Raw genomic sequence first — 25,848 nt, 5'->3', positions numbered from 1 at the left:
CACCCTCCCCCTACCCCCCTCCCGCGAGGGGAGGGGGGACTCGTTCGGCGCTGGCCTTCGGGACGTCAAGCCGATGACGATCGCCGTAACAGCCCCTGGCCTCGACCGGGCCGCCGTCCGTCGGCGCCGCCGGGTGGCACTGCGGTCGCAGGTGGCGCCGGTGGTGCTGATGCTGGTGCCGGCCCTCGCCCTGTTCACGATCTTCGTGATCCTGCCGATGGGCGAGGCCGGCTTCTACAGCCTGTTCAAATGGAACGGCTACGGCAGCCCGCAGGATTTCGTCGGGTTCCGCAACTTCGAGCAACTGCTGCGCAACCGCACCTTCTGGTCGGCCCTGACCAACACCGGGCTGATCATCGCAGTGTCGCTGGCGATCCAGCTGCCGCTGGCCCTGGCCATGGCGCTGCTGCTGGCCGAGAAGCTGCGCGGCCGGGTGGCGTTCCGGATGGTGTTCTTCCTGCCCTACATCCTGGCCGAGGTCGCGACCGGGCTGATCTGGCAGTTCCTCTATGATGGCCAATACGGCGCGGTGGCGCTGATCTGGGGCTGGTTCGGTGCCCAGGCGCCCTTCGTCCTGGCCGACCGCACCCTGGCGATGGGGGCGGTGCTGGTGCTGGTGGTGTGGAAGTATTTCGGCTTCCACATGATGATCTACATCGCCGGGCTGCAGAGCATCCCGCACGAGATCATCGACGCGGCCCGGATCGACGGCGCCTCGCCCTGGCAGATCGTGCGCCGGATCAAGATTCCGATGCTGTTCCCGACCATCCGGCTGTCGGTGTTCTTCTCGGTGGTCGGGGCGCTGCAGCTGTTCGACATGGTGATGGCGCTGACCCGGGGCGGCCCGTCCAACGCCACCCATTCGCTGGTCACCTATCTCTACACCTTCGGCCAGATGCGGATGGAGATCGGCTTCGGCAGCGCCGTCGGCGTGGTGCTGTTCCTGATCTGCGTCACCTTCTCGTTCGTATACCGCCGCACCCTGATGCGCGGGGATTAGGAAGGCCATGGCTGCGCGCACGCTCCGCCCCTCGCTCCTGCCGCAATACCTGGCCCTGCTGGCGGTCGCCGGCATCGTGCTGGTGCCGCTGATCGCGGCGGCGCTGGGCGGGTTCAAGGCGCTGGGCGAGTTGCGGGTCAACCCGCTGGGCCTGCCGATCAGCTGGGACGGCCCGGTCTATTGGGAGATCCTGGGCTCGGCGCGGCTGTGGCGCATGCTGTTCAACTCCGCCGTCATCGCCAGCCTGACCGTCGGCTTGGTGCTGATCGTCGGGTCGATGGCGGCCTTCATCTTCGCCCATGTCGTGTTCTTCGGCAGCCGCATGCTGCTGAACTACCTGCTGCTGGGGCTGATGTTCCCGGCGGCGACGGCGATGCTGCCGCTGTTCATCCGGGTCCGCGACCTCGGCCTGCTCGATACCTATTGGGGCGTGGTGCTGCCGCAGGTCGCCTTCGGCCTGGGCATGGCGATCCTGATGCTGCGCGGCTTCTTCCGCCAGTTGCCGCACGAGTTGTGGGAGGCGGCGCGGGTCGATGGCTGCGGCTATTTCCAGTTCTACCTGCGGATCACGCTGCCGCTGTCGCGCCCGATCCTGGCGACCGTGGCGGTGTTTTCCCTGGTTGCCAGCTGGAACAGCTACCTGCTGCCGCTGATCATGTTCAACACGCCGGAGATGTACCCCTGGCCGCTCGGCATCATGAACTACCAGGGCGAGTATTCCACCGAGTGGAACAAGATCCTGGCCTTCGTCACCCTGACCCTGGCGCCGGCGATCGCCTTCTTCCTGCTGGCCCAGCGCCACATCGTCGCCGGCCTGGTCGGCGGCGCGGTGAAGGGATAGGCGGCATCGCGACCGTGCCGCCGCCCGTCCTATTGCCCGCTGCCTTCACTGTAGAAGGGCGTGATGGACTGGCAATATCGCTCGATAGCCGCCAGCGGCGCCGTCAGAATCTGCCTCGTCTCCTCGACCTCATCCTGCCAATCTTCTCCCCAGGTCGCGGTATACTCCGTGAGGCTCCGCAGATAGGCTTCCGCCATCTGCCGCATCCGCTCGCGGTTCTCGTTTTCCTTTCCCTTTCCTTTTCCGAGTTTCGATAGCCCGCCGGAGAGATTGTGCTTGAAGTAGGTGCTGAACAAAGTATCGATCTTGGATTTGAGGGCTTGGCCCTTTGCCGGGTCGTACCACTGCAGCTCGTCGGCATAGGCGAGAACATCCTTCTTGGCCGCGCGCCAGTTCTCGACCAGATCCTGCGGCGTAGCCGGCCGGTCCGATCCTCTTGACGAGCCGGCCAGCCTGTCGTCGCTGATCCGGCCCCGCGACATGCTGGTGAGGGATTCGATCCAGGCATCCATGCGCGGCACTGGTGGATCCTGCTCGGGCCGATCCGAAGGCATTCGCTGCTCCTGCTAGAATCTTCAGCCGTCCGACTGTCCGGACAGGCCGTCATCTTCAGGGCATTTAGAGCGAATGCCGTCGATCTCGAAATGCAGCGGCGGCATGCCGCCATGCCACGGCGAAGCGACCCCGGTCACACCGGCCGGTCGCCCAGGATGGTGGCGCGGTGCATCACCCGGCGGTTCGGCAGGTAGTCGGCCAGGGCGTAGTGCTGGGTGCAGCGGTTGTCCCAGAAGGCGACGTCGCCCGCCTTCCAGCGCCAGCGCACGGTGAATTCCGGCTTGGCCACGTGGTCGAACAGGAAGCGCAGCACCGCGTCGCTCTCCTTGACCGAGAAGCCGAGGATGCGGGTGGTGAAGCCCTCATTGACGAACAGGCCCTTGCGGCCGGTCGCCGGATGGGTGCGCACCACCGGGTGGATCACCGGCGGGTTCTTGTCGCGCGCGATCTGCCAGCGCTCGCGCTCCTCCGGCGCGGTGAAGCGCTCCGGCGGGAAGGATTTGGCGAAGTCGTGCAGCGCCGTCAGCCCGGTCAGGAAGCCCTGCCAGGGCGCCGCCAGCGCCTCGAAGGCGGCGATGGTGCTGGACCAGCTGGTGTCGCCGCCGAAGGGCGGCAGCTGCTTCGCCGCCAGCACCGCACCCAGCGGCGGGGTCTCGATGAAGGTGACGTCGGTGTGCCAGTTGTCGTTGTCCGGCTGGTTGTCCGGATGGGTGTCGAGGATGATGATCTCCGGCACCTCCTTCACATGCGGATACACCGGGTGGACGTGCAGCGCGCCGAAGCGGGCGGCGAAGTCGCGCTGCGCCGCCGGGTTCAGCTCCTGGTCCTCGAAGAACAGCACGTGATGCTGCAGCAGGGCGCGGTTGATCGCGGCGATGGTGGCGTCGCCCAGCGGCTGCGCCAGGTCGATGCCGCGCACCACGGCACCGATGGCGGGATTCAAGGGCTGGACGGAGAGGAGGGTCGACAGGCTGTCGGGCATGGCGGGACCTCTCTGTTGGCGTTGTTTCGATCCGGAATCGGGTGTCAGCCGCGCCCGTGCCAGGGCGTCAGCCGACGCTGCAGCAGGCGCAGCAGATATTCCAGCAGGAAGGCGACCACGGCGATCACCAGGATGCCCAGCACCACCACGTCGGTGACCAGGAACTGCGCCGCGCTCTGGATCATGAAGCCGAGGCCGCTGGTGGCGGCGACCAGCTCGGCGGCCACCAGGGTCGACCAGCCGACGCCGAGGCCGATGCGCACCCCGGTCAGGATCTCCGGCAGCGCGTTCGGCAGGATGACGTGGCGCAGCAGCTGGCCACGCGTGGCGCCGAGCGAGCGGGCGGCGCGCAGCCGGTCGGGCGGCACGGCGCGCACCCCGGCGGCGGTCGCAATCGCGATCGGGGCGAAGATGGCGAGGAAGATCACCAGGATCTTCGAGGTCTCGCCGATGCCGAACCAGATCACGATCAGCGGCAGATAGGCCAGCGGCGGGATCGGCCGGTAGAACTCGATCAGCGGGTCCAGGATGCCATGCGCCACCCGGCTGGTGCCGATGGCGATGCCGACCGGGATCGCGACCACCAGCGCCAGCGCCAAAGCGGCGAAGACGCGGCCCAGGCTGGCGGCCAGATGCTGCAGCAGCGTCGCATCGGCGAATCCGACGGATGCCGTGGTGATCAGCTTGTGCAGAACCGCCTGCGGCGTCGGCAGGAACAGGGGCGGGACGAGGCCGAGATTGGCGACGATCCCCCATACCAGGAGGAGGCCCGCCACCGTGGCGAGGCTGATCAGCTTCGTCCCGCGGCGGCGCCGGATCGGCGCCCTGCGGACAGGGGACGGCACCGGTTTCTGAAGCGCGACATCCGCCAATTCAGGCCGCCTCACGCTCGAAGATCAGGTCCATCACCTGTTCGCGCAGGGCGATGAAGCCGGGGTCGGACTTGATCCGGCGCGCCGGCTCGCCGGTACAGTAGCGGCGGCCGAAATCCAGCCGCAGATCCTCCACGATGCGGCCGGGCCGCGGTGACATCACGATCAGCCGGGTCGCCAGGAACAGGGCTTCCTCGATGCTGTGGGTGATCAGGAACAGGCTCTTGCCGGTGCGGTGCCACAGGTCGAGCAGCAACTCCTGCATCCGCTCCCGCGTCAGCGCGTCGAGCGCGCCCAACGGTTCGTCCAGCAGCAGCACCTCGGGGTCGGCGGCCAGCGCCCGGGCCAGGCCAACCCGCTGCTTCATGCCGCCCGACAGCTCCCACAGCTGCTGCCGCTCGAAACCTTCCAGCCCGACCAGCCGCAGGATGCGCCGGGCCCGGTCGTCGCGCTCGGCCGGGGGGATCCCGCGCAGCCGCAGCGCAAAGCCGACATTGCCCAGCACGTCAAGCCAGGGGAACAGGGCGTCGTCCTGGAAGACGACGCCCCGCTCCACCCCAGGTCCGGTCACACGAACGCCGCCGAGTGTGACCGTCCCTGCCTCTGGCGCCAGGAAGCCCGCCATCAGGTTCAACAGCGTGGTCTTGCCGCATCCCGACCGGCCGAGGGCCACGACGAATTCGCCCGGCTCGATCGCGAGGGTGATCCGGTCCAGCGCGCGGATGTCGCCATCCGCTGCAGGATAGGTCACCGAAACGGCATTCACCGCCAGAACCGACATGGGCCTCTCCTGCGCCCGGTTTAGTTCGTCACTGTTGCCGCAGCGACGAAACGGGCATCGACATAGGGCGCGTAATCCTCCAGCGCCTGGTCGATCTTACCCTGCTCCTTCAAAAAAGCTGCAGTGTCCGCGATCGCCTTGACCGTGCCGCCGCCCAACAGGGCCGGGCCGGCCTGCTCCGCCTTCACCGGAAAGACGCTGCCCTGCAGCAGGGCCGGGATTTCCTCCGGCTTCGCCCCGGTCAGCTTCGCGATCTTGGCGACCTGTTCCGATTCCACGCCCCACGCCTTCGGGTCGGCGCGGTAGGCCGCGTATTCCTTCAGGGTCACGTCGGCGAAGGCCTGCACCGCTTTGGGGTCCGAGTCGATCAGGTCGGCCCGGGCGATCCAGGCGTCGAAGGTCGGCGCGCCCCAGGACGCGACCTCGGTCGAGGTGACCAGGACCGTGCCGCTCTCCTTGATCTTGCCCAGCGCCGGGTCCCAGACATAGGCGGCGTCGATGTCGCCGCGCAGCCAGGCCGCCGCGATCTCCGGCGGCCGCAGGTTCAGGATGCGGACCGAGGCCGGGTCGATGCCCCAATGCTTCAGCGCCGCCAGCAGGCTGTAATGGGTGGTCGAGACGAAGGGCACGGCCACCGCCTTGCCGGCCAGGTCAGCCGGCTTGTCGATGCCGGCGCCGTTGCGCACCACCAGCGCCTCGGCGTCGCCGATCCCGATGGCGACCAGGATGGTGCGGATCGGCAGCTCGCGGCTGGCCGCGGCGGCCAGCGGGCTGGACCCGACATAGCCGATCTGGACCCCGCCCGAGGCGATGGCGGCGATGACGTCGGCGCCGCTGTCGAATTTGCGCCATTCGATCGGGCGGCCGATCGCCTTCTCGTACAGGCCGTCGGCCTGCGCCACCTTCGCCGGCTCGACCGTGCTCTGATAGCCGATGGTCAGCGGCTCCTCGGCGCGGGCGTAGTTGCCGATGACGATTGCGGCCGCACCGGCCAGCAGGGACCATCGCAGGATCTGGACGAGCATTCGGGACAATCCTCGAACGAACAGGCGCACTCGCAAGGCCGGTCGCGCATCGAACCCGATCAGGGAGCGCGGATCAGTCGGCCGGGGCGCCGTTATGGAAGGGATGAAGAGGGGCGGCTCAGGCTTGGCCGCGACAGCCGGGATCGCAGATGAGAGACATGGGCTTCGACTCCTCGAGACCACGAACCCGGTCGTGGCGCTTAGCGTTTGGTGACGCGGCGCAAGCTTCACTGAAAATTGCCGCGGCGCGATCCCGGGCAGGATCGACAGGACACAGGCTTTCACACTCGCCCGGATCAAGTCAACAGGATTCAACAACAACGCTTCATAGGTGTTGAATAAACTACACGTTCTATGAGGTATATTCTTCAAGGACCACCCTCCTGGCCTTATGACCGGATGGGCCGCAACCGGTCATTCCGGATACAAAATATTTTAGGCAAATCCACGCATAGCCTGGTGTTCGGGCGTATGATGTCACCATGGCGCAGTTGAGCCCATCCCTGTCAGACCGAGGGGCCGCGAGCAGTTTCGACGGCATCGGCGGGCCGCTGGCCTTGGGGAGGTTTTTCAATGGCGATCATCAATGGCACCGCAGGCGCCGACAATTTGGTCGGGACCAGCGCCGCGGACACGATCAACGGCCTGGCCGGTAACGACATCATCAACGCCGGGTCCCGGCCGACGCCCCCCGGTTCCGGCACTGATGTGGTCGATGGCGGAACCGGCTTCGACACGCTGGTCGTCAACTGCTCCGGCGAGACCCAGGCGGTGCAGCTGTTCACCGGCGGGTCGCCGACCTTCCAGGTCCGGTCGACCACCGGCAATTTCTACGTCGACGCCTACAACATGGAGGCGGTGAACTTCACCGGCGGCTCCGGCAACGATTCGATCAACACCGGCGAGCGCGGCGGGGCGGTGAACGGCGGCGCCGGCATCGACTATTGGCTGGCCGATCTGGGCGGGCTGTTCACCGGCGTCACCTTCACCCTGGGGACCACCACGTCGATCGCCGCGGCGGGGCTGAGCTCGATCCTAAGCGTCGAGCGCATCAGCCTGACCACCGGCGCCGGCAACGACACGATCACCGGCGGCGCCCAGGCCGACAGCATCTCGACCAGCGAGGGCAACGATACCATCGACGCCAAGACGCGGCCGACGGTGGCGAGCTCCGGGACCGATTTCGTCGACGGCGGGCTGGACACCGACACCCTGATCGTCAATGCCGCGGCCGAGACCCAGGCGGTGCAGCTGTTCACCGGCGCGTCGCCGACCTTCCAGGTCCGCTCGAACTCCGGCAATTTCTACGTCGACGCCTACAACATGGAGGTGATCAAGTTCACCGGCGGCTCCGGCGCCGATTCGATCCAGACCGGCACCCGCGGCGGGACAGTGGATGGCGGCGCCGGCATCGACTTCTGGAACGCCGATCTGAGCGGGCTGGTCTCGGGCGTGGCGTTCCAGCTGGGCACGACCACGTCGATCGCGGCGGCGGGGCTGACCTCGATCCTCAACCTCGAGCGCCTCACCCTGACCACCGGTGCCGGCAACGACATCATCATCGGCGGCACCCAGGCCGACGACATCCGCACCGGCCTGGGCAACGACACCATCAACGCCAGGTCGCGGCCGACGGTGGCGGGGTCCGGCACCGATGTGGTCGACGGCGGCGTCGGCAGCGACACGCTGGTGGTCTATTGCGCGACCGAGACCCTGGGGGTGCAGCTGTTCACCGGCGGGTCGCCGACCTTCCAGGTGCGGTCGGCCTCCGGCAATTTCTACGTCGACGCCTACAACATGGAGACGGTGCAGTTCACCGGCGGCGCGGGCGCCGACTTCATCCAGACCGGCACTCGCGGCGGAACCGTGAGTGGCGGCGCCGGCATCGACCATTGGGAGGCCGATCTGAGCGGGCTGATCTCGGGCGTCACCTTCACCCTGGGGACCACGACCTCGATCGCGGCGGCGGGGCTGACCTCGATCCTCGGTCTCGAGCGCATCACCCTGACCACCGGCGCCGGCAACGATGTGATCACGGGCGGCAGCCAGGCCGACGACATCGACACCGGCACCGGCAACGACAGCATCAATGCCAAGACCCGCCCCACGGCCGCGGGCTCCGGGACTGACTTGGTCGATGGCGGTGCGGGCACCGATGCCCTGGTGGTCGATGCCTCGGCCGAGACCCAGTCGGTGCAGCTGTTCGCCGGCGGATCGCCGACCTTCCAGGTGCGGTCGACCTCCGGCAATTTCTATGTCGACGCCTACAACATGGAAACGGTGACGTTCCACGGCAGCAGCGCCGGCGACACTATCACCGGCAACATCGGTGCCGACATCCTGAACGGCCGCGCCGGCGCCGATACGATCGATGGCGGGCTGGGCGACGACAAGATCGACGCTGGCACCGAGGCCGATTCGATCCGTGGCGGCCGAGGGGCCGATACCATCACCGCCGGCGCCGGCAACGACACGCTGCGCTACGGCACGGTGCTCGATTCCTGGGTGGCCGGCGCCAAGATCGACAGTGTCGCCGACTTCGTCAGCGGCTTCGACAAGTTCGACCTGTCGGAAATCGACGCCAACAACATCGCGGCGGACGGCAACCAGGCCTTCACCTTCATCGGCGGGGCCGGCTTCACCGCCGTCCGCGGCCAGCTGCGGTCGGCGGCCGGGGTGGTCGAGGCCGATGTGAACGGCGACGGCGTGGCCGATTTCCGCGTCGTGCTGGCCAATGGCGCGACAGCCGCGGCGGCCGACTTCGTGCTCTAGGAGGGCTCCGCCTCGGCGACGGGGAATCCAGGCATCGCACAGCCGGATTCCCCTTCCGGCCGGGTCCGGCTATGGTCCGGCCATGCCCAGCCGGACCCGTCCCGAGGCGTCGCCCGCCCTTCTCGCCGTCATCGGCCTCGACCGCCCGGTGGCGCTGCGCCGCAATGCCCGGGCGAGGCGCCTCTCGCTCAAGCTCGACCCGGCGTCGGGCGAGGTCGTGGTGGTGGCGCCGTTGAGGGTGCCGGCGCAGGTGATCGCCGATTTCGTCAACCGCCATGCCGAGTGGGTGCGCCGCCGCCGCGCCGCCATGCCGGGCCGGACGCCGTTCCTGCCCGGCGCCGAGATCCCGATCCTCGGGGTGCCGCACCGGATCGCGCATGACCCGGCGGCGGGCCGGGGCGTCCGCTGTGCCGATGGCGAGCTCAGGGTCGGCGGCCCCGCCGAGCATGTCGGCGCCCGCCTCGCCACCTGGCTGCGGGCGGAGGCGCGGCGCCAGCTCCTGGTCCGCAGCCGGGCGACGGCGCTGAAGCTCGGCGTCACCGTCGCCGCGGTGACCGTGCGCGATACCCGCAGCCGCTGGGGCAGCTGCGCCTCCAGCGGGCGGATCAGCTATTCCTGGCGCCTGGTGCTGGCGCCCGAATCCGTGCTCGACTACGTGGTGGCGCATGAGGTCGCTCATCTGGTCGAGATGAACCATTCCGCGCGCTTCTGGGCGGTGGTCGACCGGCTGCATCCGGATCCCGACCGCTGCCGCGCCTGGCTGAAGGCCAAGGGACAGGATCTGCATCTCTATGGCTGACCGGGTTGCGGGAGGCCTCCAGCCCTCGGCGATCATCGCCGTGGTGCTGACATTGCTGACCGGCTTCGGGCCGATGTCGACGGATGTCTACCTGCCGTCGCTGCCGTCGCTGGTCACCGCCTTCGACACCGACGTCGCCACGGTGCAACTGACGCTCAGCGTGTTCCTGGTCGGCTTCGCCGTGGCGCAGTTGGTCTACGGCCCGGTTTCCGACCGCATCGGCCGGCGCCCGGCGATTCTGGCCGGGGTGACGATCTTCACCGCCGCCAGCATCGCCTGCGCGCTGGCGACCTCGATCGAGATGCTGATCCTGTGCCGGTTCCTGCAGGCGCTCGGCGCCTGCTGCGGCCCGGTGCTGGGCCGCGCCGTGGTGCGCGACCTGTACGGGCCCGAACGATCGGCCCGCATCCTCGCCTACATGTCGATGGCAATGGCCCTGGCGCCGGCCATCGGGCCGATCATCGGCGGTGTGCTGCAGCAGGAATTCGGCTGGCAGGCGACCTTCTGGCTGCTGGTCGGCTTCGGCGTGCTGATGCTGGCCTCGGTGCTCGGCCTGCTCGGCGAAAGCAACCGCCACCGCGATCCGTTGGCCACCAGCCCGGCCCGGCTGGTCCGCAACTACGCCAGCCTGCTGCGCCATCGCCGCTATCTCGGCTATGTCGCGATCGTCGCCTGCAGCTACAGCGCGATCTTCGCCTTCATCTCCGGCTCGTCCTTCGTGCTGTCGGGCATGCTGGGTCTGTCGCCGCCGGTCTACGGCGCCTGTTTCGGCATCGTCTGCGTCGGCTACATCTGCGGCACCTTCGGCTCCGGCCGCCTGACGCTCCGGCTCGGCATCGACCGGATGATCGCGGCCGGGACCTTGGTGATGCTGGCCGGCGGCGCCGTGATGGCCGGGCTGGCCGCAGCCGGTGTGTTCACCGTCTGGGCCGTAGTCGGCCCGTTTTTCGTGGTGATGATCGGCGTCGGCCTGACGCTGCCCAACGCCATCGCCGGGGCGATCGCGCCGTTCCCGGCCATGGCCGGCACCGCCTCGGCGCTGATGGGCTTCCTGCAGATGACGCTGGCCGCCCTGGTCGGCATCGCCATCGGCCACGCCACCGGCACCGACGCCCTGCCGATGGCGGCCGCGGTGCTGCTGACGGCGTTCGGCGCGCTGGCGGCGTTCCGGCTCCTCGTCAGGACGGCTGTCGCTCGGTAAGGGGCGTCAGCGCCACATCCTGGCGTCCGTGTGGGTGAAGTCGTCACCTTTGAACAGCAGTGGAGCGGCCATGCTTTTAGCGAGCGCATATGTTGCGCAGTCGCCCATATTGAGCCTGGCGCGCGCGTCGAACGATTTGCCGTATCGCGCATACGCTTCGCTGGCGACCTCCGCCTGCGCTGCGTCGAACGGCACGACCTCGAAGCCGAACGCATCCACCAGTTCGGCCACGTCCTTGAGGCCGTCCGGGCCTCGGCGTCGCAAGATCACGATCCGGGTCTCGTAAACCGACACGGCCGAAATCGCCCGGCGATCGGCCGCACGCAGGGCTTCCTTGAAGGCAAGATGCTCCGGCTCTTCCTCGAGGATAGCAATGAGGGCCGAGGAATCAGCAACGATCACGACGCGTCGCTCCACGCTTCGTCCAGAATCTCGCTGGCGCTGCGTGGGTCCAGAAGGGGCCGGTTTGTGGCACGGCGCGTAATCGCGTTGACCTTCTCCATATCGACCGGAAGTGGACTTTGGACCGGGACAACGCCAAGCGCCCGCGCCTCGCGCTCGAGAGCGGCGCGGATGACATCCTCGGGCTTCCGGCCGCTTCGGACGGCCATCAGGCGGGCGAGCTGTTCAGTCTCTCGAGGCAGGTGCAGCATGATAAAAGCCCCTCAATGCTATCAGCATATAGTGATCTTCGCACTGCGATGACATGAATCCACTCGCTCGCGGCACGGCATCCGTGACGCATCTCCGAAGAACCCGGGTTTGGCCGTGCGGGCGTCAGCCCTTCGAGCGGACGGCCAGCCGGAACGGCCGGATGTCGATCAGCTGCCACACCCCGCCGGTGACATAGGGGTCGGCGGCGATGATGGCGTCCAGCGCCGCCCGGTCCGGCACCTCGTAGATGACGCTGGAGCCGATCATCCGGCCCTCGTCGTCCAGGACGGCGCCGCCGGCGATGATCACACCCTCCTCGGCCATCCGGCGGGCGCCGATCAGGTGTTGCTCGCGCGCCGCCAGGCGCCGGGCCGGGGCTTCGGCGTCGTCGCCGTCCTTCGCGGTCACCAGGAACTGCATGGCTTTCCTCCCTCGTCGATCCGCCGAGCATAGCGGCGTTCGGCCCGGTCGCAACCCGCCCGGCGATCTGCTACCCAGAAGCTGGATATTCGGGTGGAGGACGAGATGAAGGTCGAAGGTCTGGCGGCGGTGGTCACCGGGGCGGGGTCGGGCATGGGGGCGGCGACCGCCCGGGCCCTGGCCGCGGCGGGCGCCAGGGTGGCGCTGCTCGACCTCAACCGCGATGCGGCCGAGGCGGCGGCGAGCGAGATCGGCGGCTTGGCCGTGGCCTGCGACGTCGGCGACGGCGAATCCGTGGCCGCGGCGCTGGCGCAGGCGCGGGCAGCACATGGCACGGCGCGGATCGCCGTGGCCTGCGCCGGCATCGCCCCGGGCGCCCGGCTGGTCGGCCGCGACGGCCCGCACGACCCGGTGCTGTTCGAGCGGGTGATCCGGGTCAATCTCCTCGGCACCTTCCATCTGCTGCGCCTCACTGCTGCCGCTATGGCGGCGGAGGAGCCGCTGCCAGAGGCCGCCAGCGCCTCGGGCGAGCGCGGCCTGTTCGTCGCCACCGCCTCGGTCGCGGCCTATGAGGGGCAGGTCGGCCAGGTCGCCTATTCCGCCTCCAAGGGCGGGGTGGTCGGGCTGACCCTGCCGGCGGCGCGGGACCTGGCGAAGAGCGGTATCCGTGTTATGACCGTGGCGCCGGGGCTGATCGGCACGCCGATGATCGAGGCGATGCCGCAGCAGGTCCAGGACAGCCTGATCGCCACCACCCTGTTCCCGCAGCGCCTGGGCCGGCCGGAGGAGTTCGCCCAGCTGGTGCTGCACATCGCCGCCAACGAGATGCTGAACGGATCGGTGATCCGGCTCGACGGCGCCGTACGCCTGGCGCCGCGATGAGCAGCGTCCCGAAGTCAGGCTTCACCGAGCCGCCGTCGACCGACGACCTGATCGAGCTGGCGGAGGATGGGTTCGAACGAATCCCGGCGCGGCTGCGCGCCATGGTCCGCGGCGTCGCCATCCAGGTGGTTGACTTCCCGGACGACGAGACGCTGGACGAGATGGGGCTGGAGAGTCCGTTCGACCTGCTCGGCCTCTACACCGGCACGCCATTCGGACAGAAGACCTTCGCGATCGCGACCCGGCCGGACATGATCTTCCTCTACCGCCGGCCGATCCTCGATTACTGGTGCGAGACCGGCGAGGATCTTGGCCATGTCGTCCGCCATGTGCTGATCCACGAGATCGGCCACCATTTCGGCTTCTCCGACGACGACATGGAGGCGCTGGAGCAGGAGGCGGACCGGGAGGGCTGAGGCGCTATCCCTCCAGCAGGTGGCCGAGGGCGCGCAGGGGGCGCAGGCGGTCGCACACGATCTTGGTGATGGCCAGCATCGGCACGGCCAGGATGGCGCCGGGGACGCCCCACATCCAGTACCAGAAGATCAGGGCCAGGATCACCGCCACCGGGTTGATGGTGAAGCGCCGGGCCAGCACCATCGGCGTGATCCATTCGCCCTCGGCGACATGGATGCCGAGATACAGCGCGGCGGGCAGGGCGGCGATCCAGGTCGGGCCGTCGGCCACCAGCCCGACCGCCAGGAACAGCGCGACGCCGAAGAACGGGCCCAGGATCGGCACGAAGTTCAGGCAGAAGGCGACCGCGCCCCACAGCACCGGCGCCGGGATGCCGCAGGCCCACATCACCAGCCCCGTGGCGACGCCGACCACGGCGTTGATCACGGTGACGGTCAGGAGATAGGCGGACAGGTCGCGCTCGATCTGCAGCGAGATCGACACCGCCTCGCGCTTCTCCATGAAATTGGGCAGGATCTCGACGAAGCGGCGCAGGAAGATGTCGCCGAACACCAGCAGGTAGAACAGGATCAGCAGCGTCTCGAACAGGTGCGAGGCGACGGTGCTGGTGCCGGCGAAGACGGCGGTGACGATGTCGGTCGGGTGCTCCAGCAGCGTGCCGACGCCGCCGAAATGTAGCCCCATCTGCTCCAGCCGTTCCTGAAGCTGGTGCAGCGGGTCGACGATGACGGCGAACTTGGCCTGCAGCGCCGACCATTCATCCGACAGGTTGCCGGCCCATTCGGCCGCCGGGCTGGTCAGCAGCGCGCCGACGCCGGCGAAGATCGCCAGCAGCAGCAGGATGGCGGCGATGGCACCGATCGCGCGCGGGATCTGGGCCCTTTCCAGCAGCCGGACCAGCGGCTGCAGCAGCAGCTTCAGCACCACGGCCAGCACGACCGGCAGGACGATGTCTCGCGCGACATACAGCGCAGCCGTCAGCGCCAGCAGGCACAGGATGCCGAGGAAGACTGTCTTCGGATCCTGCGGCAGCGGCATCTCCGGGAAATGCTCGTTGCCGTTACGCCCATGGGCGGGGTCGACAGACATGGGCTGGTCCTGCGGCGACGGGGGTGGGGCGGCCATCAGGCGTCGCCCGCCAGCGCGCCGGCGGTTCTGACCCGCAGCACCGGTAGAAGGTCCGCCTCGAACCACGGGTTGCGCTTCAGCCAGCCGGTGTTGCGCCAGCTCGGATGGGGGAGGGGAATGAAATCGGGCAGGTAATCGCGCCAGGCGGCGACCGTCTGCGCCACGCTCGGCTGCCGCCGCGGGCCGAGGTAATAGGCCTGGGCCAGGCCGCCCACCAGCAGGGTCAGCCGAATCCCCTGCAGCAGCGGCCGCAGCCGGGGATGCCAGGTGTCGGCGCAGATCCGTGGCGGCGGGTAGTCGCCACCCTTCGGGTTGGTGCCGGGAAAGCAGAAGCCCATCGACACCAGCGCCACCCGGTCCTCGTCGTAGAAAGCGTCGCGGCCCAGGCCCAGCCATTGCCGCAGCCGGTCGCCGCTGGCGTCGGTCCAGGACAGGCCGGAGGCCTGCACCCGTGCTCCGGGCGCCTGGCCGATGATCAGCAGCCGGGCGGTCGTTGTCGCGCGCAGCACCGGGCGCGGCGCATGCGGCCACCGGCCGGCGCAGATCCGGCAGGCCCGCGCTGCCGCCACCACCGCCGTCAGATCGTCCGTCGCCGCAATTGCCATGCATCTGGTCTAGGCCAGTCGCGGGCGGCGGCCAAGCGCCCGCGATGTCCGGTCACGGATGCGCCGGCCGCAGGGCCGGCCTCGATCAGCATCAGCTGCCGATCGGGCCGCCGTCGGTGCGCCGGATCACGACCACCGAGGGCCGGGGCGGCATGCCGTCGCGAAAATCCGGCCAGCGCGTGGTCACGGCGTCCAGCGTCTCGGAATCCTCGCCCGGATGCTGCACCGACAGGAACATCGTGCGGCCATCCGGGGTGAAGCAGGGGCTGCTGCACTCCGATCCTCGCGGCGGCGAATAGAACAGCTTCGGCAGCGCCCGGCCCGGCCCCTCGGTGTCGAGGACGTAGAGCGCGTCGTTGAAGCCGGCGTCCGGCGGGCCGTCGGTGCAGACATACATCCGCCCGGCCGGGTCGAAGGCGATGTTGTCGGGGTCGGTGAACCAGCCATTGGCCGAGGTGTCGGGGTGGTAGCGCGCCTGGGCCTCGGGCTTCGCCGGGTCGCCGCACAGGATGAAGATGTCCCAGCCGTAGCGGGCCGCGGCATGGTCGACCCGGCCGGAGGCCTCGGGCGGCACCAGCTCCAGCACATGGCCCTCGGGATTCGGCGCCCGCGGGTTGGCCACGTTGATCTGCCCCACCTCGCTATCCTCGTTCTCGGTCAGGGCGACGTAGATCTTCCCGGTGACCGGGTTGACGGTGAAGCCCTCCGGCGAATCCATCGGCGTGGCCCCGGCCAGGTCGGCGGCCAGGCGGGTCTTGATGGCCACGTCGCCCTGGCTGGCGAAGCCGTTCTCGGCGGTCAGCTTGCCCTCACCCTGCACCAGCGGCAGCCAGTCCAGCGTGTGGTCGGGGTTGAACCGGGCGACATACAGCGTGCCCTCGTCCAGCAGGTCGCGGTTGGCGGCGCGGTCCTGCGGGTTCCAGGGCTTGGCGGTGACGAATTTGTACAGGTAGTCGAAGTCGTGGTCGTCGGCCATGTAGACCACCACGCGGCCGTCCGGCGCGACGACGCAGCCGGCATTCTCATGCGCCATGCGGCCCAGCGCGGTGCGCTTCACCGGCTGCGCCCCGGGGTCGTAGGGGTCGATCTCCACCACCCAGTCGAAGCGGTGTGCCTCGTTCGGCTCGCGCTCATAGTGGAAGCGGTCATGGAACCGGCCCCAGCCATAGCCGTCCTCGGCCTCGTCGGCGCCGTAGCGGGCCAGCAGCGCCGCATGCTCGCTCTTGGCCGGGTCGCCGCCGAACCAGCCGTCGAAGCCCTCCTCGCAGGACAGCACGGTGCCCCAGGGCGTCATGCCGCCATTGCAGTTGTCGAAGGTGCCCAGGACCGTGCGCCCCTCCGGGTCCGCGGCGGTGCGCATCAGCGGATGCCTCGCGGCGGGGCCGGAGATGCGAATCGGTGTCGCCGGCGTGATCCGGCGGGCGTAGCGGCTGCCGGGCACCACCTGCCAGCCCGCGCCGTCGTCCCGCACCTCGATCACCGAGCATCCGATCGCGGCCATGGTGACCGCCACCTGGGCCTCGGTCAGCTTGCCGCCAGCGTCGTCCTCGGTCAGGCCGGGCCACATCAGCTGCGGGTTCGGGTACTCGTGGTTGACGAACAGCAGCCCGTGGTCGGCCCCCCCCGACCCGATCGGCAGCGGCAAATAGACCAGCAGGTCGTTGTTCATGCCGAACTGCCGCTCCGCCGCCGCCGCGGTCATGGCGGCGGGGTCGAATTCCGGCGCGTCCGGCAGCAGCTTGTCGCCCCAGCGGATCAGAACCTTGCGGTCGTAGCCCGCGGCGATGTGGTCGCGGTCGTCCATCACCCGTGCCAGCTCGGGGAAGCTCGCGGTGCTTTCGGCCGCTTCGGCGCGCCCGCCGGGCAGGGCCAGGGCGGCGACCGCGGCCGCGGAGCCGAACAGCAGGCCGCGGCGCGACAGGCTGGCCCGCAYCAGGGCGGACAGCGGCGGCGCCTCGACCGCGGCGGTGCGCCGGACGACCCGGCCCTTGTCGGTCGTGGCATAGCGGCCGGCGGGCAGGCCGGCGAGGCGGCGCCGGGCGCGGAGGCGCTTGGTCATGGCAGGATCCTGGCTGGAGCGGACGCGGGATCCTCCGCCGGCTCGGCGATGGCCGGGTGACGGCGCGATGAAGTTTTGGTGACGGCGCGGTGTCCGTCAGCGCTTCGGGAACTCGCCCGCCAGCAGCGCCTCGACCAGCTCCGGCACCAGCCGCGTCGCCGGGTCCTGGCGGCGGATGTGGAACAGTCCGGAGGCCTCGCCCGGCTCCAGGTTCAGCTCGACCGTCAGGGCCCCGGCGTCCAGCGCCTGGTGGACGAAGGCGGCGGCCGGGTAGACGGTGCCGGAGGTGCCGATCGACACGAACAGCCGGCAGCCGGCCAGCGCCGCCTCGATCTCCTCCATCGCCAGCGGCATCTCACCGAACCAGACCACATCGGGCCGCATGCCGCCGGCCTCGCCGCAGCCGGGGCAGGGGGTGTCGACCGCCAGGTCGCCGGGCCAGGCGTGGCCGGCGCCGCAGGACAGGCAGCGGGCGCGGTTCAGCTGGCCATGCATGTGGATCAGCCGGCGGCTGCCGCCGCGCTCGTGCAGATCGTCGACATTCTGGGTGACCAGCAGCACCGGGCCCGGCCAGTCGCGCTCCAGCCGGGCCAGCGCCGCATGCGCCGCATTGGGCTGCACCGCCGGGTCGGCCAGGGTGCGGCGGCGCGCGTTGTAGAAGCCGTGCACCCGGTCCGGGTCGCGCTCGAACGCCTCGGGCGTGGCCACATCCTCGAGCCGTACGCGGGTCCACACCCCGCCGGCGTCGCGGAAGGTGTCGAGGCCGCTCTCCTTCGAGATGCCGGCCCCGGTCAGGATCACGATCGGATCGCCGGGCTCGATTCGCTGCATATGGGGATGATGATGGCGGAGGCGCCATGGCTCAACGGCCCTTGTCGACGCGCCGCGACCCCCAATGTCTTGGGTATGACCGACGCTGCGGCACTGCCCGTCCCGCTGTTCCTGCCGCCGGGCGCCATGGCCGAGCTGGCCGCGGCGAAGGCGGTGCTCGACCATGAGTCGCTGGTGGCCCGTCTGTCGGCCTTGGCGGGGACGCCGGTCGAAGCGCTGAAGCGCAACCTGCCGGCCGAGGTGCAATCCGTGCTGGACGGCGCCATCCGCCGCGCCCTCGCCGTCGCTCTGAGGGCGGCGCTGCGCAGCGGCCGCCGGGTGCGGCGCCGGCGGGAGACCTGGCTGCATCGCGGCCTGGCCGCTGCCAGCGGCGCCGCGGGCGGCAGCTTCGGCCTGCCGAGCACGCTGGCGGAGCTGCCGGTCTCCACGGCTCTGCTGCTGCGCCAGATCGCGGCCGAGGCGAAGGCGGCGGGGGAGGACCCGGCGGCGCCGGAGACCGCGATCGAATGCCTGAAGGTCTTCGCCATGGGCCGGCCCGACCCGGCCGATGATGCGGTCGAGACCGGCTATCTCGCCACCCGGATCGCGCTGGCCCGGGTGGTGCCGGACGCGGCCGCCAAGGTGGTGCCGCGGCTGGTCGCCGCGGTCGCCGCCCGGTTCAGCGGGACGGTGCTGCTGAAGCTGTCGGCCCAGGCGGCCCCGGTGCTGGGCGCGGCCGCCGGCGCCGCGGTCAACCTGACCTTCCTGGAGCATTTCCGGCGTCTGGCGCGGGCCCATTTCACCGTCCGGCGGCTGGAACGAACCCATGGCGCCGCCGCGGTGCGGCTGGCCTATGAGAGCCTCCGGCCGATGCCGCCCCCGGACCTGCCGGAGAGGCGCAGCCTCCGCCTGATCCGACGAGCCAATAACAGCATTGAAAAATTGTTATATAAATCTAGACGCAACAAAGATATGTGAATTATCAGGTCGCGCGCGATCGCGCGCCGTTCTTTTTTGCCCGAGGCTGCCATGACCACCGCCACCCTCGCCTTGCCGCTGCTCGACCTGTCCCGGCTCGATGCCGGCCAAGCGGCGCGTCAGGACTTCCTGGACCAACTGCGTGCGGCGGCGCGGGACGTCGGCTTCTTCTATCTCAGCGGGCATGGCGTGCCGGAATCGCTGGTGGCGCAGGTAAAGGTCGAGGCGCGCCGCTTCTTTGCGCTGCCGGAGGCCGACAAGCTGGCGATCGAGATGGTGCATTCGCCGCACTTCCGCGGCTATACCCGGGCGGCGTGGGAGCGGACTCGCGGCGAGCCGGACTGGCGCGAGCAGTTCGACATCGGGGCCGAGCGGGCGGTGATTCCGCAGGGGCCGGGCGTGCCGCCCTGGCTGCGGCTGCAGGGCCCGAATCAGTGGCCGGCGGCACAGCCGGAGCTGAAGACCACGCTGCTGCGCTGGCAGGCGGAGCTGACCCGGGTGGCGATCCGCCTGCTCGGGGCCTTCGCCGCGTCGCTCGGGCAGCCCGAGGGCGCGCTGGAGCCGATCTATGGCGACACGCCGAACCAGCACATCAAGATCATCCGCTACCCCGGCCGCGAGGCCACCGGCAGCAGCCAGGGCGTCGGCGCGCACAAGGATTCGGGGTTCCTGACCCTGCTGCTGCAGGACACCCAGCGCGGCCTGCAGGTCGAGGGCGAGGACGGGCGCTGGATCGACGCCGAGCCGGTGCCCGGCACCTTCGTGGTCAATATCGGCGAGCTGCTGGAGCTGGCGACCAACGGCTATCTCCGCGCCACGGTGCACCGAGTGATCACGCCGCCGGCCGGCACCGACCGGCTGTCGGTCGCCTTCTTCCTCGGCGCCCGGCTCGACGCCACGGTGCCGCTGCTCGACCTGCCGCCGGCCCTGGCGGCGGAGGCGCGCGGCCCGGCCAGCGACCCGCAGAACCCGCTGTTCCACGATGTCGGCCCGAACTACCTGAAGGGCCGGCTGCGCTCGCACCCCGACGTGGCGCAGCGCCATTACGCCGACGTCCTGGCGGCCCAAGCCGCCACCGCCTGAACACGCCGCGCCACCTAACCCACAGGTCCATCATGATCCGTATCTTGACCGCCCGCCTGGCGCGGGCGGCGATCGCTGCCGCCTTGCCCTTCRCCTTCGCCGGCGCCGCTTTGGCGCAGGACGCGCCGCTGAAGGTCGCGGCCGACGCCGTGCCGCATGCCGAAATCCTGGCCTTCGTGCAGAGCCAGGCGCCCGACCTGAAGCTCGACATCGTCGAGCTGTCGACCGCGGTGAACCCGAACGAGCTGCTGGCGCATGGCGATGTCGACGCCAACTACTTCCAGCACCTGCCCTATCTGCGCTCGCAGGAGCAGGCGCTGGGCCAGACCTTCGCCGTCGCCGCCACCGTGCATATCGAGCCGCTGGGCGTCTATTCGCGCAAGGTGAAGAGCTTCGCCGAGGTGCAGGACGGCGGCACCGTGGCGGTGCCGAACAACGTCACCAATCTCAGCCGCGCCCTCTACCTGCTGCAGGACCAGAAGCTGATTCGGCTGAAGGATGGCTTCGCCGAGCCGGACAAGCAGCTGGCGACGCCGAACGACATCGCCGAGAATCCGAAGCACCTGAAGGTGCTGGAGGTCGAATCGGCGCTGCTGCCGCGGGCCCTGGACGACGTCGACCTGGCGGTGATCAACGGCAATTACGCGCTCGAGGCCGGCCTCACCCCGGCGAAGGACGCGCTGGGGCTGGAGAAGGCCGAGAACAACCCCTATGCCAACATCCTGGTGACCACGCCGAAGCTGGCGGACGATCCGCGGATCAAGCGGCTGGCCGAAATCCTGACCTCGCCGGCGGTCGCGAAGTTCATCCGCGAGCGTTACCAGGGGTCGGTCATTCCGGTGAACGGCTGACGGTCAGGTTGTCGGCGCGAACGAAATCGACGAAGGCGCGCAGCGTCGCAGGCATCTGGCGCTGGCGCGGATAGTACAGGAAGAAGCCCGGAAAGGGCGGCGACCAGTCCTGCAGCAGCGGGACCAGCCGCCCCTCCGCCAGCTCGGCCGTGACCATCCCCTCGAACACATAGGCCAAGCCGGTGCCGTCCAGCGCCGAGCGGATCAGGAGCCGCTGGTCGTTGTTGACGATCAGCGGCCCGTTCGGGCTGACCGTCAGCTCCCGGCCGTCCTTCTCGAACTCCCACGCATAGACCACGCCGCTCGGAAAGCGGTAGCCGAGGCAGGCATGCTCGGTCAGGTCGCGCGGCGTCTCCGGCCGCGGCCGCCGCGCCAGATAGGAGGGGGCGGCGACCAGGACCAGCCGCTGCTCGCCGCCGAAGCGCACCGCCACCATGTCGCGCTCCAACTGCTCGCCCAGGCGGACGCCGGCATCGAAGCCGCCGGCGACGATGTCGATCAGGGCGCTGGTGACGGCGACCTCCAGCCGGATCTCGGAATAGGTCTCTAGGAACCGCGCCACCATCGGCGCCAGGATCAGCTCCGCCGCCGGAATCGAGGCGGTGATCTTCAGCGAGCCGGCGGGCTGGTGCCGGAACTGGTCGATCTCCCCGACGGCGCCTTCGATGTCGCGGAAGGCGGGCTCCAGTCTTGCCAGCAGCCGCTCGCCCGCCTCGGTCGGGGTGACGCTGCGGGTGGTGCGGTTCAAGAGGCGTACGCCCAACCGCTCCTCCAGCCCCCGGATGGCATGGCTGAGGGCGGAGGCCGACAGGGCCAGCTCGATCGCCGCCTTGCGGAAGCTGCGATGCCGCGCCACCGCGGCGAACGCGGCCAGATCGGGGAGGTCGGGGCGAAGCATTGCTGAACCCGATTCATCAGCTCGTGCGCATATCTACGGCTTATCGCATGATCTCCCAACCCCCATTCTCCTGGCGTGCCGCAGCGGTCCGCGCGACCGGCGGCTTCGGAAGCCAAGGAGAAGACCATGGACAGACGCTCTCTCGGCCAGGACGGCACCACCGTCTCCGCCATCGGCCTCGGCTGCATGGGCATGTCCGAATTCTACGGCCCGCGCGACGATGCGCAGTCGCTCGACACCCTCGCCGCGGCGCTGGAGCATGGCATCGACTTCCTCGACACCGCCGACATGTACGGCTCTGGCCATAATGAGGAGTTGGTCGGCCGCTTCCTCAAGGGCCGGCGCGACCAGGTGGTGCTGGCCACCAAATTCGGCATCGTGCGGGAGCCCGGCGTCGCCGGGCGGCGGGTCGACAACTCGCCGGCCTATATCCGGGCCGCGGCCGAGGCCTCGCTGCGGCGCCTCGGCACCGAAATCATCGACCTCTACTACATGCACCGCCGCAACCCCGACGTGCCGGTCGAGGAGTCGGTCGGCGCCATGGCSGGGCTGGTGCAGGCCGGCAAGGTSCGGCAGATCGGCTTGTCCGAGGTGTCGGCCGAGACTTTGCGCCGGGCCCATGCGGTGCATCCGATCGCGGCGGTGCAGAGCGAGTATTCGCTGTGGACCCGCGATCCGGAGCGGAACGGGGTGCTCGAGGCCTGCCGCGAACTGGGGGCCACTTTTGTCCCCTATTCGCCGCTCGGCCGCGCCTTCCTGGCCGGTGCGGTGACCGACACCTCGTCTCTGGCTGCGGACGATTACCGCCGCGTCAATCCGCGCTTCGCTGAAGACGCGCTGGCGCAGAACCGGCGCCTGGCCGAGGCGCTGGGCGACTTCGCCTCGGATCTGGGCGCCAAGCCGGCCCAGGTGGCGCTGGCCTGGCTGCTGGCCAGGCAGGACAATATCGTGCCGATCCCGGGCACCAAACGCCGCGCCTATCTGGCCGAGAATGCGGCGGCCGCATCGATCCGGCTGACGGCGGAACAGGTGGCGGCGCTGGACGCCCTGTTTGCACCCGACGCCATCGCCGGCGCGCGCTACAGCGAAGAGGGGATGAAGGACGTCGCTCTCTGAACCATCGGACGCCTTGCCGCCTGGGTGCGTCCCGACTATCCAGGCGGCATGCGCATCCTGTTCGTCTGCACCGGCAACATCTGCCGCTCGCCGACCGCCGAGGCGGTGATGCGGGCCAGGCTCGCTGCCGCGGGGCTCGATCACGCGGTCGATAGCGCCGGCACCCAGGGCTTCCATGCCGGCGAACCGCCGCACGCCCCGGCGATCCGGGCCGCCGCTGCGCGAGGCTACGACCTGCTGCCGCTGCGCGCCCGCAAGCTGGAGCGGGCGGATTTCCGCCGCTTCGACCTGCTGCTGGCGATGGATCGCGGCCATCTCGACCGGATGCGGCGCCTGGCCGTCGCCGGCCCCGGCCGGATCGGCCTGTTCCTCGACCACGCGCCGGGGCTGCAGGGCCGGGACGTGCCCGACCCTTATTACGGTGGCAGCGCCGATTTCGAGCATGTGCTGGACCTGGTCGAGGCCGGCTGCGACGGTCTGCTCGCGGCACTGCGCGACGGAAGGTTGGGCTAATCCGCCACGGCGCAGGCCGCCGACCGGCCGGCCTGCACCGCAACGGTCCGGCCCGGGCCGAAGATCGCGAAGCTAACCACGGCCAGCACCCAGGCGCCGACGCCGCCGTAGAGCATGACCCAGCCGAAACCCTCGACCAGCGCCGTGTGGACGGCCACCCCCGAAGGATCCAGCGTCGCCAGTGCCGGATAGGTCTGCGGCAGCGCGGCGAGGTTGCCGGCGGCGACGGACGCGGCCAGCGCCTGAATCTGCGCCGCGCCGAAGGCGCCGGACAGGGCGTCCGGCAGGGACCAGCGGATGCCCTCAACCAGGATCAGCCCCATCACCGCGATGTTGATCGCCAGCGTGATCAGCCGGGCGCTGATGTCGATGCCCGACGCCATGCCTGCCCGGTTGGCCGGGACCGAGCCGGTGGTGGTGTTGGTCACCGACGTGTTGGTCAGGCCGAGCCCGATCCCGGCCAGCAGCGCACCGGGCAGCACCGTCAGCCAGCCGGCGTGCTCGACCCCAGCGCCCAGCCGCATCAGCAGGAAGCCCGTCCCCATCACCGCCATGCCGAGCGGGATCACCAGGCGCGGGCCGCCGCGCTGCAGCAGCCGGTCGGCCAGCGGCGGCATCACCAGGAACGGGATGGTGTAGGCCAGCAGCAGGAACCCGACCGTCCGGCTGTCGAGGCCCAGCCCGCCCTGGAAGTAGATCGGCAGGTAGATCATGAACGGCCAATAGCACCAGTTCATGCCGATGCAGCCGATGATCGCGCCGCTGAACCGGCGGATCCGGAACACCGAGAAGTCGAACATCGGATGCGGGTTGACCCGCTCCGCCACCACGAAGCCGGCGGAGGCGGCGACGGTCAGGACCGCCAGGCCGATCGCGGTCGCGCGGTCCAGCTCTGCCCCCTGGGTGATCAGGAAGGCCAGGCCGAACACCGCCAGCGTCAGGGTGACGATGCCGGCGACGTCCAGCCTCTGGGCGTGCGGGTCGCGCGATTCGCGGATGCCGATCAGGGCCGGGATCAGCGCCAGCACGGTCAGCGGCACATGAATCAGGAACACCCAGTGCCAGCTCGCCCAGTTGGCGATCAGCCCGCCGATGATCGGGCCGAAGCCGAGGCCGATGCCGCTGATCACGCCCCAGGCGGTGAAGGCGCGGCCGCGCTCGCGCTCGTCCTGGAACTGGTGCGAGATGATCGCGATCACGCAGGTGAACATGGCGCCGCCGGCCAAGCCCTGCAGGAAGCGGACGGCGATCAGCAACGACACGTCGTCGGCCAGGCCGCACATCAGCGAGGTGGCGCCGAAGGCGACGGTGGTGACGGTGAAGACGCGCTTGCGGCCATAGCGGTCGGCCAGGGTGCCGGTGGCCATCAGAACCGTGGTGCAGGCGATGGTGTAGGCGTTCATGATCCATTGCAGCCCGCGGAAATCGGCGGGCAGCGCCGTTTCCAGCGTCGGCAGGATCACCGGCACGCTGGAGATCTCGAGGCCGAACATCAGCGACGCCAGGCAGACGCCGACCAGCGCGGCCAGGTTCCGGGCAGATGGTGAAAGAGCCATGATCCTTCTTTCGAAGCGACAGGCCGCGCCGCCGCGCAAGGCTTGCGCGGACCGCGGCGCGGCGGGAGTCGGTGGGGTGCTCGATCGGGCTGCCTGACTCTGGCCAATCCGCTTTCATGATGGAAATGATTTAATTTTGTGGCGTCCATTTTCCGCCATCATATATTGGGCCTATGGACTTCGACCCCGCCCTGCTGCGTGCCTTCGTTGCCGTTCATGAGTCCGGCGGCTTCACCCGTGCGGCCGAACGGCTGCACCTGACCCAGTCGGCGGTCAGCCACCAGATCCGGCGGCTGGAGGAGCAGGTGGGCCGGCCGCTGCTGCTCCGGACCACGCGCAAGCTGCTGCTGACCGAGGACGGCCAGGAGTTCCTGCGCCATGCCGAGCAGATCCTGCAGGCGCAGGACATGCTGACCCGGCGCTTCCTGCCCTCATCGGTCTCCGGCGTCGTCCGCTTCGGCGTGCCGGAGAATTTTTTAGGCGACCGGTTGCCAGTGCTGCTGCGCCGCTATGCCCGTGATTACCCACAGGTGCGGCTCGAAGTGGCGGTCAGCGTCTGCCTCGACCTGCGGGCCAAGGTCGAGGCCGGCGAGCTCGACCTCGCCGTGGTGATGTCCCTGCCGGGCGAAACCGGCGGTACGGTGCTGCGGCGGACGCAATTCGTCTGGGCCGCGGCCGAGGGCTTCGACTGGACGCCGGGGACATCGCTGCCGCTCGCCCTCGCCCCGCCGCCCTGTCCGTGCCGCGCCATCGCCGTCGACGCCATCAGCGCGTCGGATGTCGAATGGCATGTCGGCTTCACCTCGGGCAACCAGCACGGGCTGCGGGCGGCGGTGCTGGCGGGGCTGGCCGTCTCGATGATCGCCCGCGACGAGATCGAGCCGGGGATGAAGATCCTCGATGGCCGCCACGGCCTGCCGCCGCTGCCGGAGGTGGAGTTCGCCCTGATCTGGCGGCCCGGCACCACCTTGCCCTGCGCCCGCGAGCTCGGCCGGCTGATCGTGGAATCGGCGGAGGCTGCTCCGGCGCTCCTCGCCCGGGCGGTCTAGG

27 protein-coding genes are annotated in these 25,848 nt (G+C 69.6%); 13 read left to right on the top strand and 14 right to left on the bottom strand.

Annotation, left to right across the window (positions count from 1 at the left end):
- Nucleotides 1-73 precede the first annotated feature (73 nt).
- Both AB4Z01_RS16250 and AB4Z01_RS16245 read left to right on the top strand, forming a co-directional pair.
- Entirely contained in the window at nucleotides 74-1,000 is a 927-nt protein-coding gene (locus AB4Z01_RS16250; RefSeq protein ID WP_441695383.1) for a carbohydrate ABC transporter permease, read from the top strand.
- A gap of 7 nt (nucleotides 1,001-1,007) precedes the next feature.
- Nucleotides 1,008-1,841: a carbohydrate ABC transporter permease gene (locus tag AB4Z01_RS16245; protein ID WP_441695381.1), complete on the top strand. Its 834-nt coding sequence runs from the start codon at nucleotides 1,008-1,010 to the stop codon at nucleotides 1,839-1,841.
- A 29-nt stretch (nucleotides 1,842-1,870) separates the two neighbouring features.
- Here AB4Z01_RS16245 and AB4Z01_RS16240 read toward each other — a convergent pair whose 3' ends face one another.
- The 5 genes from AB4Z01_RS16240 to tauA all read right to left on the bottom strand — a co-directional run bounded on the left by AB4Z01_RS16240 (nucleotide 1,871) and on the right by tauA (nucleotide 6,056).
- Nucleotides 1,871-2,353, bottom strand: a complete 483-nt coding sequence (locus AB4Z01_RS16240) for a hypothetical protein (protein ID WP_441695378.1) — start codon at nucleotides 2,351-2,353, stop codon at nucleotides 1,871-1,873.
- A 176-nt stretch (nucleotides 2,354-2,529) separates the two neighbouring features.
- A complete protein-coding gene (tauD, locus tag AB4Z01_RS16235; protein ID WP_441695375.1) occupies nucleotides 2,530-3,378 on the bottom strand; it encodes a taurine dioxygenase in 849 nt (282 codons plus the stop codon).
- A gap of 44 nt (nucleotides 3,379-3,422) precedes the next feature.
- Nucleotides 3,423-4,223, bottom strand: coding sequence for a taurine ABC transporter permease TauC (gene tauC / locus AB4Z01_RS16230; RefSeq protein ID WP_441695373.1), 801 nt, complete (start codon nucleotides 4,221-4,223; stop codon nucleotides 3,423-3,425).
- 28 nt (nucleotides 4,224-4,251) lie between these two features.
- Nucleotides 4,252-5,031: a taurine ABC transporter ATP-binding subunit gene (gene tauB / locus AB4Z01_RS16225; RefSeq protein WP_441695371.1), complete on the bottom strand. Its 780-nt coding sequence runs from the start codon at nucleotides 5,029-5,031 to the stop codon at nucleotides 4,252-4,254.
- A gap of 20 nt (nucleotides 5,032-5,051) precedes the next feature.
- Nucleotides 5,052-6,056 (bottom strand): taurine ABC transporter substrate-binding protein, encoded by a 1,005-nt coding sequence (tauA, locus tag AB4Z01_RS16220; RefSeq protein ID WP_441695368.1) that lies wholly within the window; start codon nucleotides 6,054-6,056, stop codon nucleotides 5,052-5,054.
- A gap of 573 nt (nucleotides 6,057-6,629) precedes the next feature.
- Here tauA and AB4Z01_RS16215 point away from each other — a divergent pair.
- The 3 genes from AB4Z01_RS16215 (at nucleotide 6,630) to AB4Z01_RS16205 (ending at nucleotide 10,828) form a co-directional block, all read left to right on the top strand.
- Nucleotides 6,630-8,828: a beta strand repeat-containing protein gene (locus tag AB4Z01_RS16215; protein ID WP_441695365.1), complete on the top strand. Its 2,199-nt coding sequence runs from the start codon at nucleotides 6,630-6,632 to the stop codon at nucleotides 8,826-8,828.
- An 82-nt stretch (nucleotides 8,829-8,910) separates the two neighbouring features.
- Entirely contained in the window at nucleotides 8,911-9,627 is a 717-nt protein-coding gene (locus AB4Z01_RS16210) for a M48 family metallopeptidase (protein ID WP_441695363.1), read from the top strand.
- Complete coding sequence (locus AB4Z01_RS16205) at nucleotides 9,620-10,828, top strand: multidrug effflux MFS transporter (protein WP_441695361.1); 1,209 nt, start codon at nucleotides 9,620-9,622, stop codon at nucleotides 10,826-10,828. The genes AB4Z01_RS16210 and AB4Z01_RS16205 overlap by 8 nt, the downstream gene beginning before the upstream one ends.
- A gap of 6 nt (nucleotides 10,829-10,834) precedes the next feature.
- Here AB4Z01_RS16205 and AB4Z01_RS16200 read toward each other — a convergent pair whose 3' ends face one another.
- The 3 genes from AB4Z01_RS16200 to AB4Z01_RS16190 form a co-directional block, all read right to left on the bottom strand.
- Nucleotides 10,835-11,230, bottom strand: a complete 396-nt coding sequence (locus AB4Z01_RS16200) for a type II toxin-antitoxin system VapC family toxin (RefSeq protein WP_441695359.1) — start codon at nucleotides 11,228-11,230, stop codon at nucleotides 10,835-10,837.
- Entirely contained in the window at nucleotides 11,227-11,481 is a 255-nt protein-coding gene (locus tag AB4Z01_RS16195) for a hypothetical protein (RefSeq protein WP_441695356.1), read from the bottom strand. The genes AB4Z01_RS16200 and AB4Z01_RS16195 overlap by 4 nt, the downstream gene beginning before the upstream one ends.
- Nucleotides 11,482-11,605: 124 nt before the next feature.
- Entirely contained in the window at nucleotides 11,606-11,902 is a 297-nt protein-coding gene (locus AB4Z01_RS16190) for a YciI family protein (protein WP_441695354.1), read from the bottom strand.
- A gap of 105 nt (nucleotides 11,903-12,007) precedes the next feature.
- On the opposite strand from AB4Z01_RS16190, the gene AB4Z01_RS16185 reads away from it, so the two are divergent.
- Both AB4Z01_RS16185 and AB4Z01_RS16180 read left to right on the top strand, forming a co-directional pair.
- Complete coding sequence (locus AB4Z01_RS16185) at nucleotides 12,008-12,784, top strand: SDR family NAD(P)-dependent oxidoreductase (RefSeq protein ID WP_441695351.1); 777 nt, start codon at nucleotides 12,008-12,010, stop codon at nucleotides 12,782-12,784.
- Nucleotides 12,781-13,200, top strand: coding sequence for a metallopeptidase family protein (locus AB4Z01_RS16180; protein ID WP_441695349.1), 420 nt, complete (start codon nucleotides 12,781-12,783; stop codon nucleotides 13,198-13,200). Before AB4Z01_RS16185 ends, AB4Z01_RS16180 begins: the two co-directional genes overlap by 4 nt.
- A gap of 4 nt (nucleotides 13,201-13,204) precedes the next feature.
- Here the strand turns inward: AB4Z01_RS16180 and AB4Z01_RS16175 are convergent, their stop codons facing one another.
- The 4 genes from AB4Z01_RS16175 to AB4Z01_RS16160 all read right to left on the bottom strand — a co-directional run bounded on the left by AB4Z01_RS16175 (nucleotide 13,205) and on the right by AB4Z01_RS16160 (nucleotide 17,824).
- Complete coding sequence (locus AB4Z01_RS16175) at nucleotides 13,205-14,290, bottom strand: AI-2E family transporter (protein ID WP_441695346.1); 1,086 nt, start codon at nucleotides 14,288-14,290, stop codon at nucleotides 13,205-13,207.
- 35 nt (nucleotides 14,291-14,325) lie between these two features.
- Nucleotides 14,326-14,934 (bottom strand): uracil-DNA glycosylase family protein, encoded by a 609-nt coding sequence (locus AB4Z01_RS16170; RefSeq protein ID WP_441695343.1) that lies wholly within the window; start codon nucleotides 14,932-14,934, stop codon nucleotides 14,326-14,328.
- 91 nt (nucleotides 14,935-15,025) lie between these two features.
- The gene (locus AB4Z01_RS16165) at nucleotides 15,026-16,993 is read right to left on the bottom strand and encodes a PhoX family protein (RefSeq protein ID WP_441695341.1); all 1,968 of its coding nucleotides are present in this window, start codon (nucleotides 16,991-16,993) and stop codon (nucleotides 15,026-15,028) included.
- Between the two features lie 96 nt (nucleotides 16,994-17,089).
- A complete protein-coding gene (locus tag AB4Z01_RS16160) occupies nucleotides 17,090-17,824 on the bottom strand; it encodes an NAD-dependent deacylase (protein ID WP_441695338.1) in 735 nt (244 codons plus the stop codon).
- A gap of 75 nt (nucleotides 17,825-17,899) precedes the next feature.
- On the opposite strand from AB4Z01_RS16160, the gene AB4Z01_RS16155 reads away from it, so the two are divergent.
- The 3 genes from AB4Z01_RS16155 to AB4Z01_RS16145 are packed head-to-tail and all read left to right on the top strand — an operon-like array spanning nucleotide 17,900 to nucleotide 20,715.
- Nucleotides 17,900-18,781: an EcsC family protein gene (locus AB4Z01_RS16155; RefSeq protein WP_441695335.1), complete on the top strand. Its 882-nt coding sequence runs from the start codon at nucleotides 17,900-17,902 to the stop codon at nucleotides 18,779-18,781.
- Between the two features lie 51 nt (nucleotides 18,782-18,832).
- Nucleotides 18,833-19,864: an isopenicillin N synthase family dioxygenase gene (locus tag AB4Z01_RS16150; protein ID WP_441695334.1), complete on the top strand. Its 1,032-nt coding sequence runs from the start codon at nucleotides 18,833-18,835 to the stop codon at nucleotides 19,862-19,864.
- Between the two features lie 32 nt (nucleotides 19,865-19,896).
- Nucleotides 19,897-20,715 (top strand): MetQ/NlpA family ABC transporter substrate-binding protein, encoded by an 819-nt coding sequence (locus AB4Z01_RS16145; RefSeq protein ID WP_441695331.1) that lies wholly within the window; start codon nucleotides 19,897-19,899, stop codon nucleotides 20,713-20,715.
- On the opposite strand, the gene AB4Z01_RS16140 is transcribed toward AB4Z01_RS16145, so the two are convergent.
- Nucleotides 20,696-21,613 carry a LysR family transcriptional regulator gene (locus AB4Z01_RS16140; protein ID WP_441695329.1) on the bottom strand — a complete coding sequence of 306 codons (918 nt, stop codon included), beginning with the start codon at nucleotides 21,611-21,613 and terminating at the stop codon, nucleotides 20,696-20,698. The two genes, AB4Z01_RS16145 and AB4Z01_RS16140, sit on opposite strands and share 20 nt — an antisense overlap.
- A 126-nt stretch (nucleotides 21,614-21,739) precedes the next feature.
- On the opposite strand from AB4Z01_RS16140, the gene AB4Z01_RS16135 reads away from it, so the two are divergent.
- Nucleotides 21,740-22,729, top strand: coding sequence for an aldo/keto reductase (locus AB4Z01_RS16135; RefSeq protein WP_441695326.1), 990 nt, complete (start codon nucleotides 21,740-21,742; stop codon nucleotides 22,727-22,729).
- Between the two features lie 48 nt (nucleotides 22,730-22,777).
- On the top strand, nucleotides 22,778-23,242 hold the full coding sequence (locus AB4Z01_RS16130) for a low molecular weight protein-tyrosine-phosphatase (RefSeq protein WP_441695324.1): 465 nt from the start codon (nucleotides 22,778-22,780) through the stop codon (nucleotides 23,240-23,242).
- Here AB4Z01_RS16130 and AB4Z01_RS16125 read toward each other — a convergent pair.
- On the bottom strand, nucleotides 23,239-24,798 hold the full coding sequence (locus tag AB4Z01_RS16125; protein ID WP_441695321.1) for an MFS transporter: 1,560 nt from the start codon (nucleotides 24,796-24,798) through the stop codon (nucleotides 23,239-23,241). The genes AB4Z01_RS16130 and AB4Z01_RS16125 overlap by 4 nt on opposite strands.
- Nucleotides 24,799-24,971: 173 nt before the next feature.
- Here AB4Z01_RS16125 and AB4Z01_RS16120 point away from each other — a divergent pair, with 173 nt between their 5' ends.
- Complete coding sequence (locus tag AB4Z01_RS16120; RefSeq protein WP_441695318.1) at nucleotides 24,972-25,847, top strand: LysR substrate-binding domain-containing protein; 876 nt, start codon at nucleotides 24,972-24,974, stop codon at nucleotides 25,845-25,847.
- Nucleotide 25,848 lies beyond the last annotated feature (1 nt).

The sequence above is a fragment of the Inquilinus sp. YAF38 genome, from assembly GCF_052113205.1.
In the GTDB taxonomy this organism is placed as follows: Bacteria; Pseudomonadota; Alphaproteobacteria; order DSM-16000; family Inquilinaceae; genus Inquilinus.
Note: the sequence above shows the minus strand (reverse complement) of the source record. Positions and strands in the feature narration are given on the sequence as shown.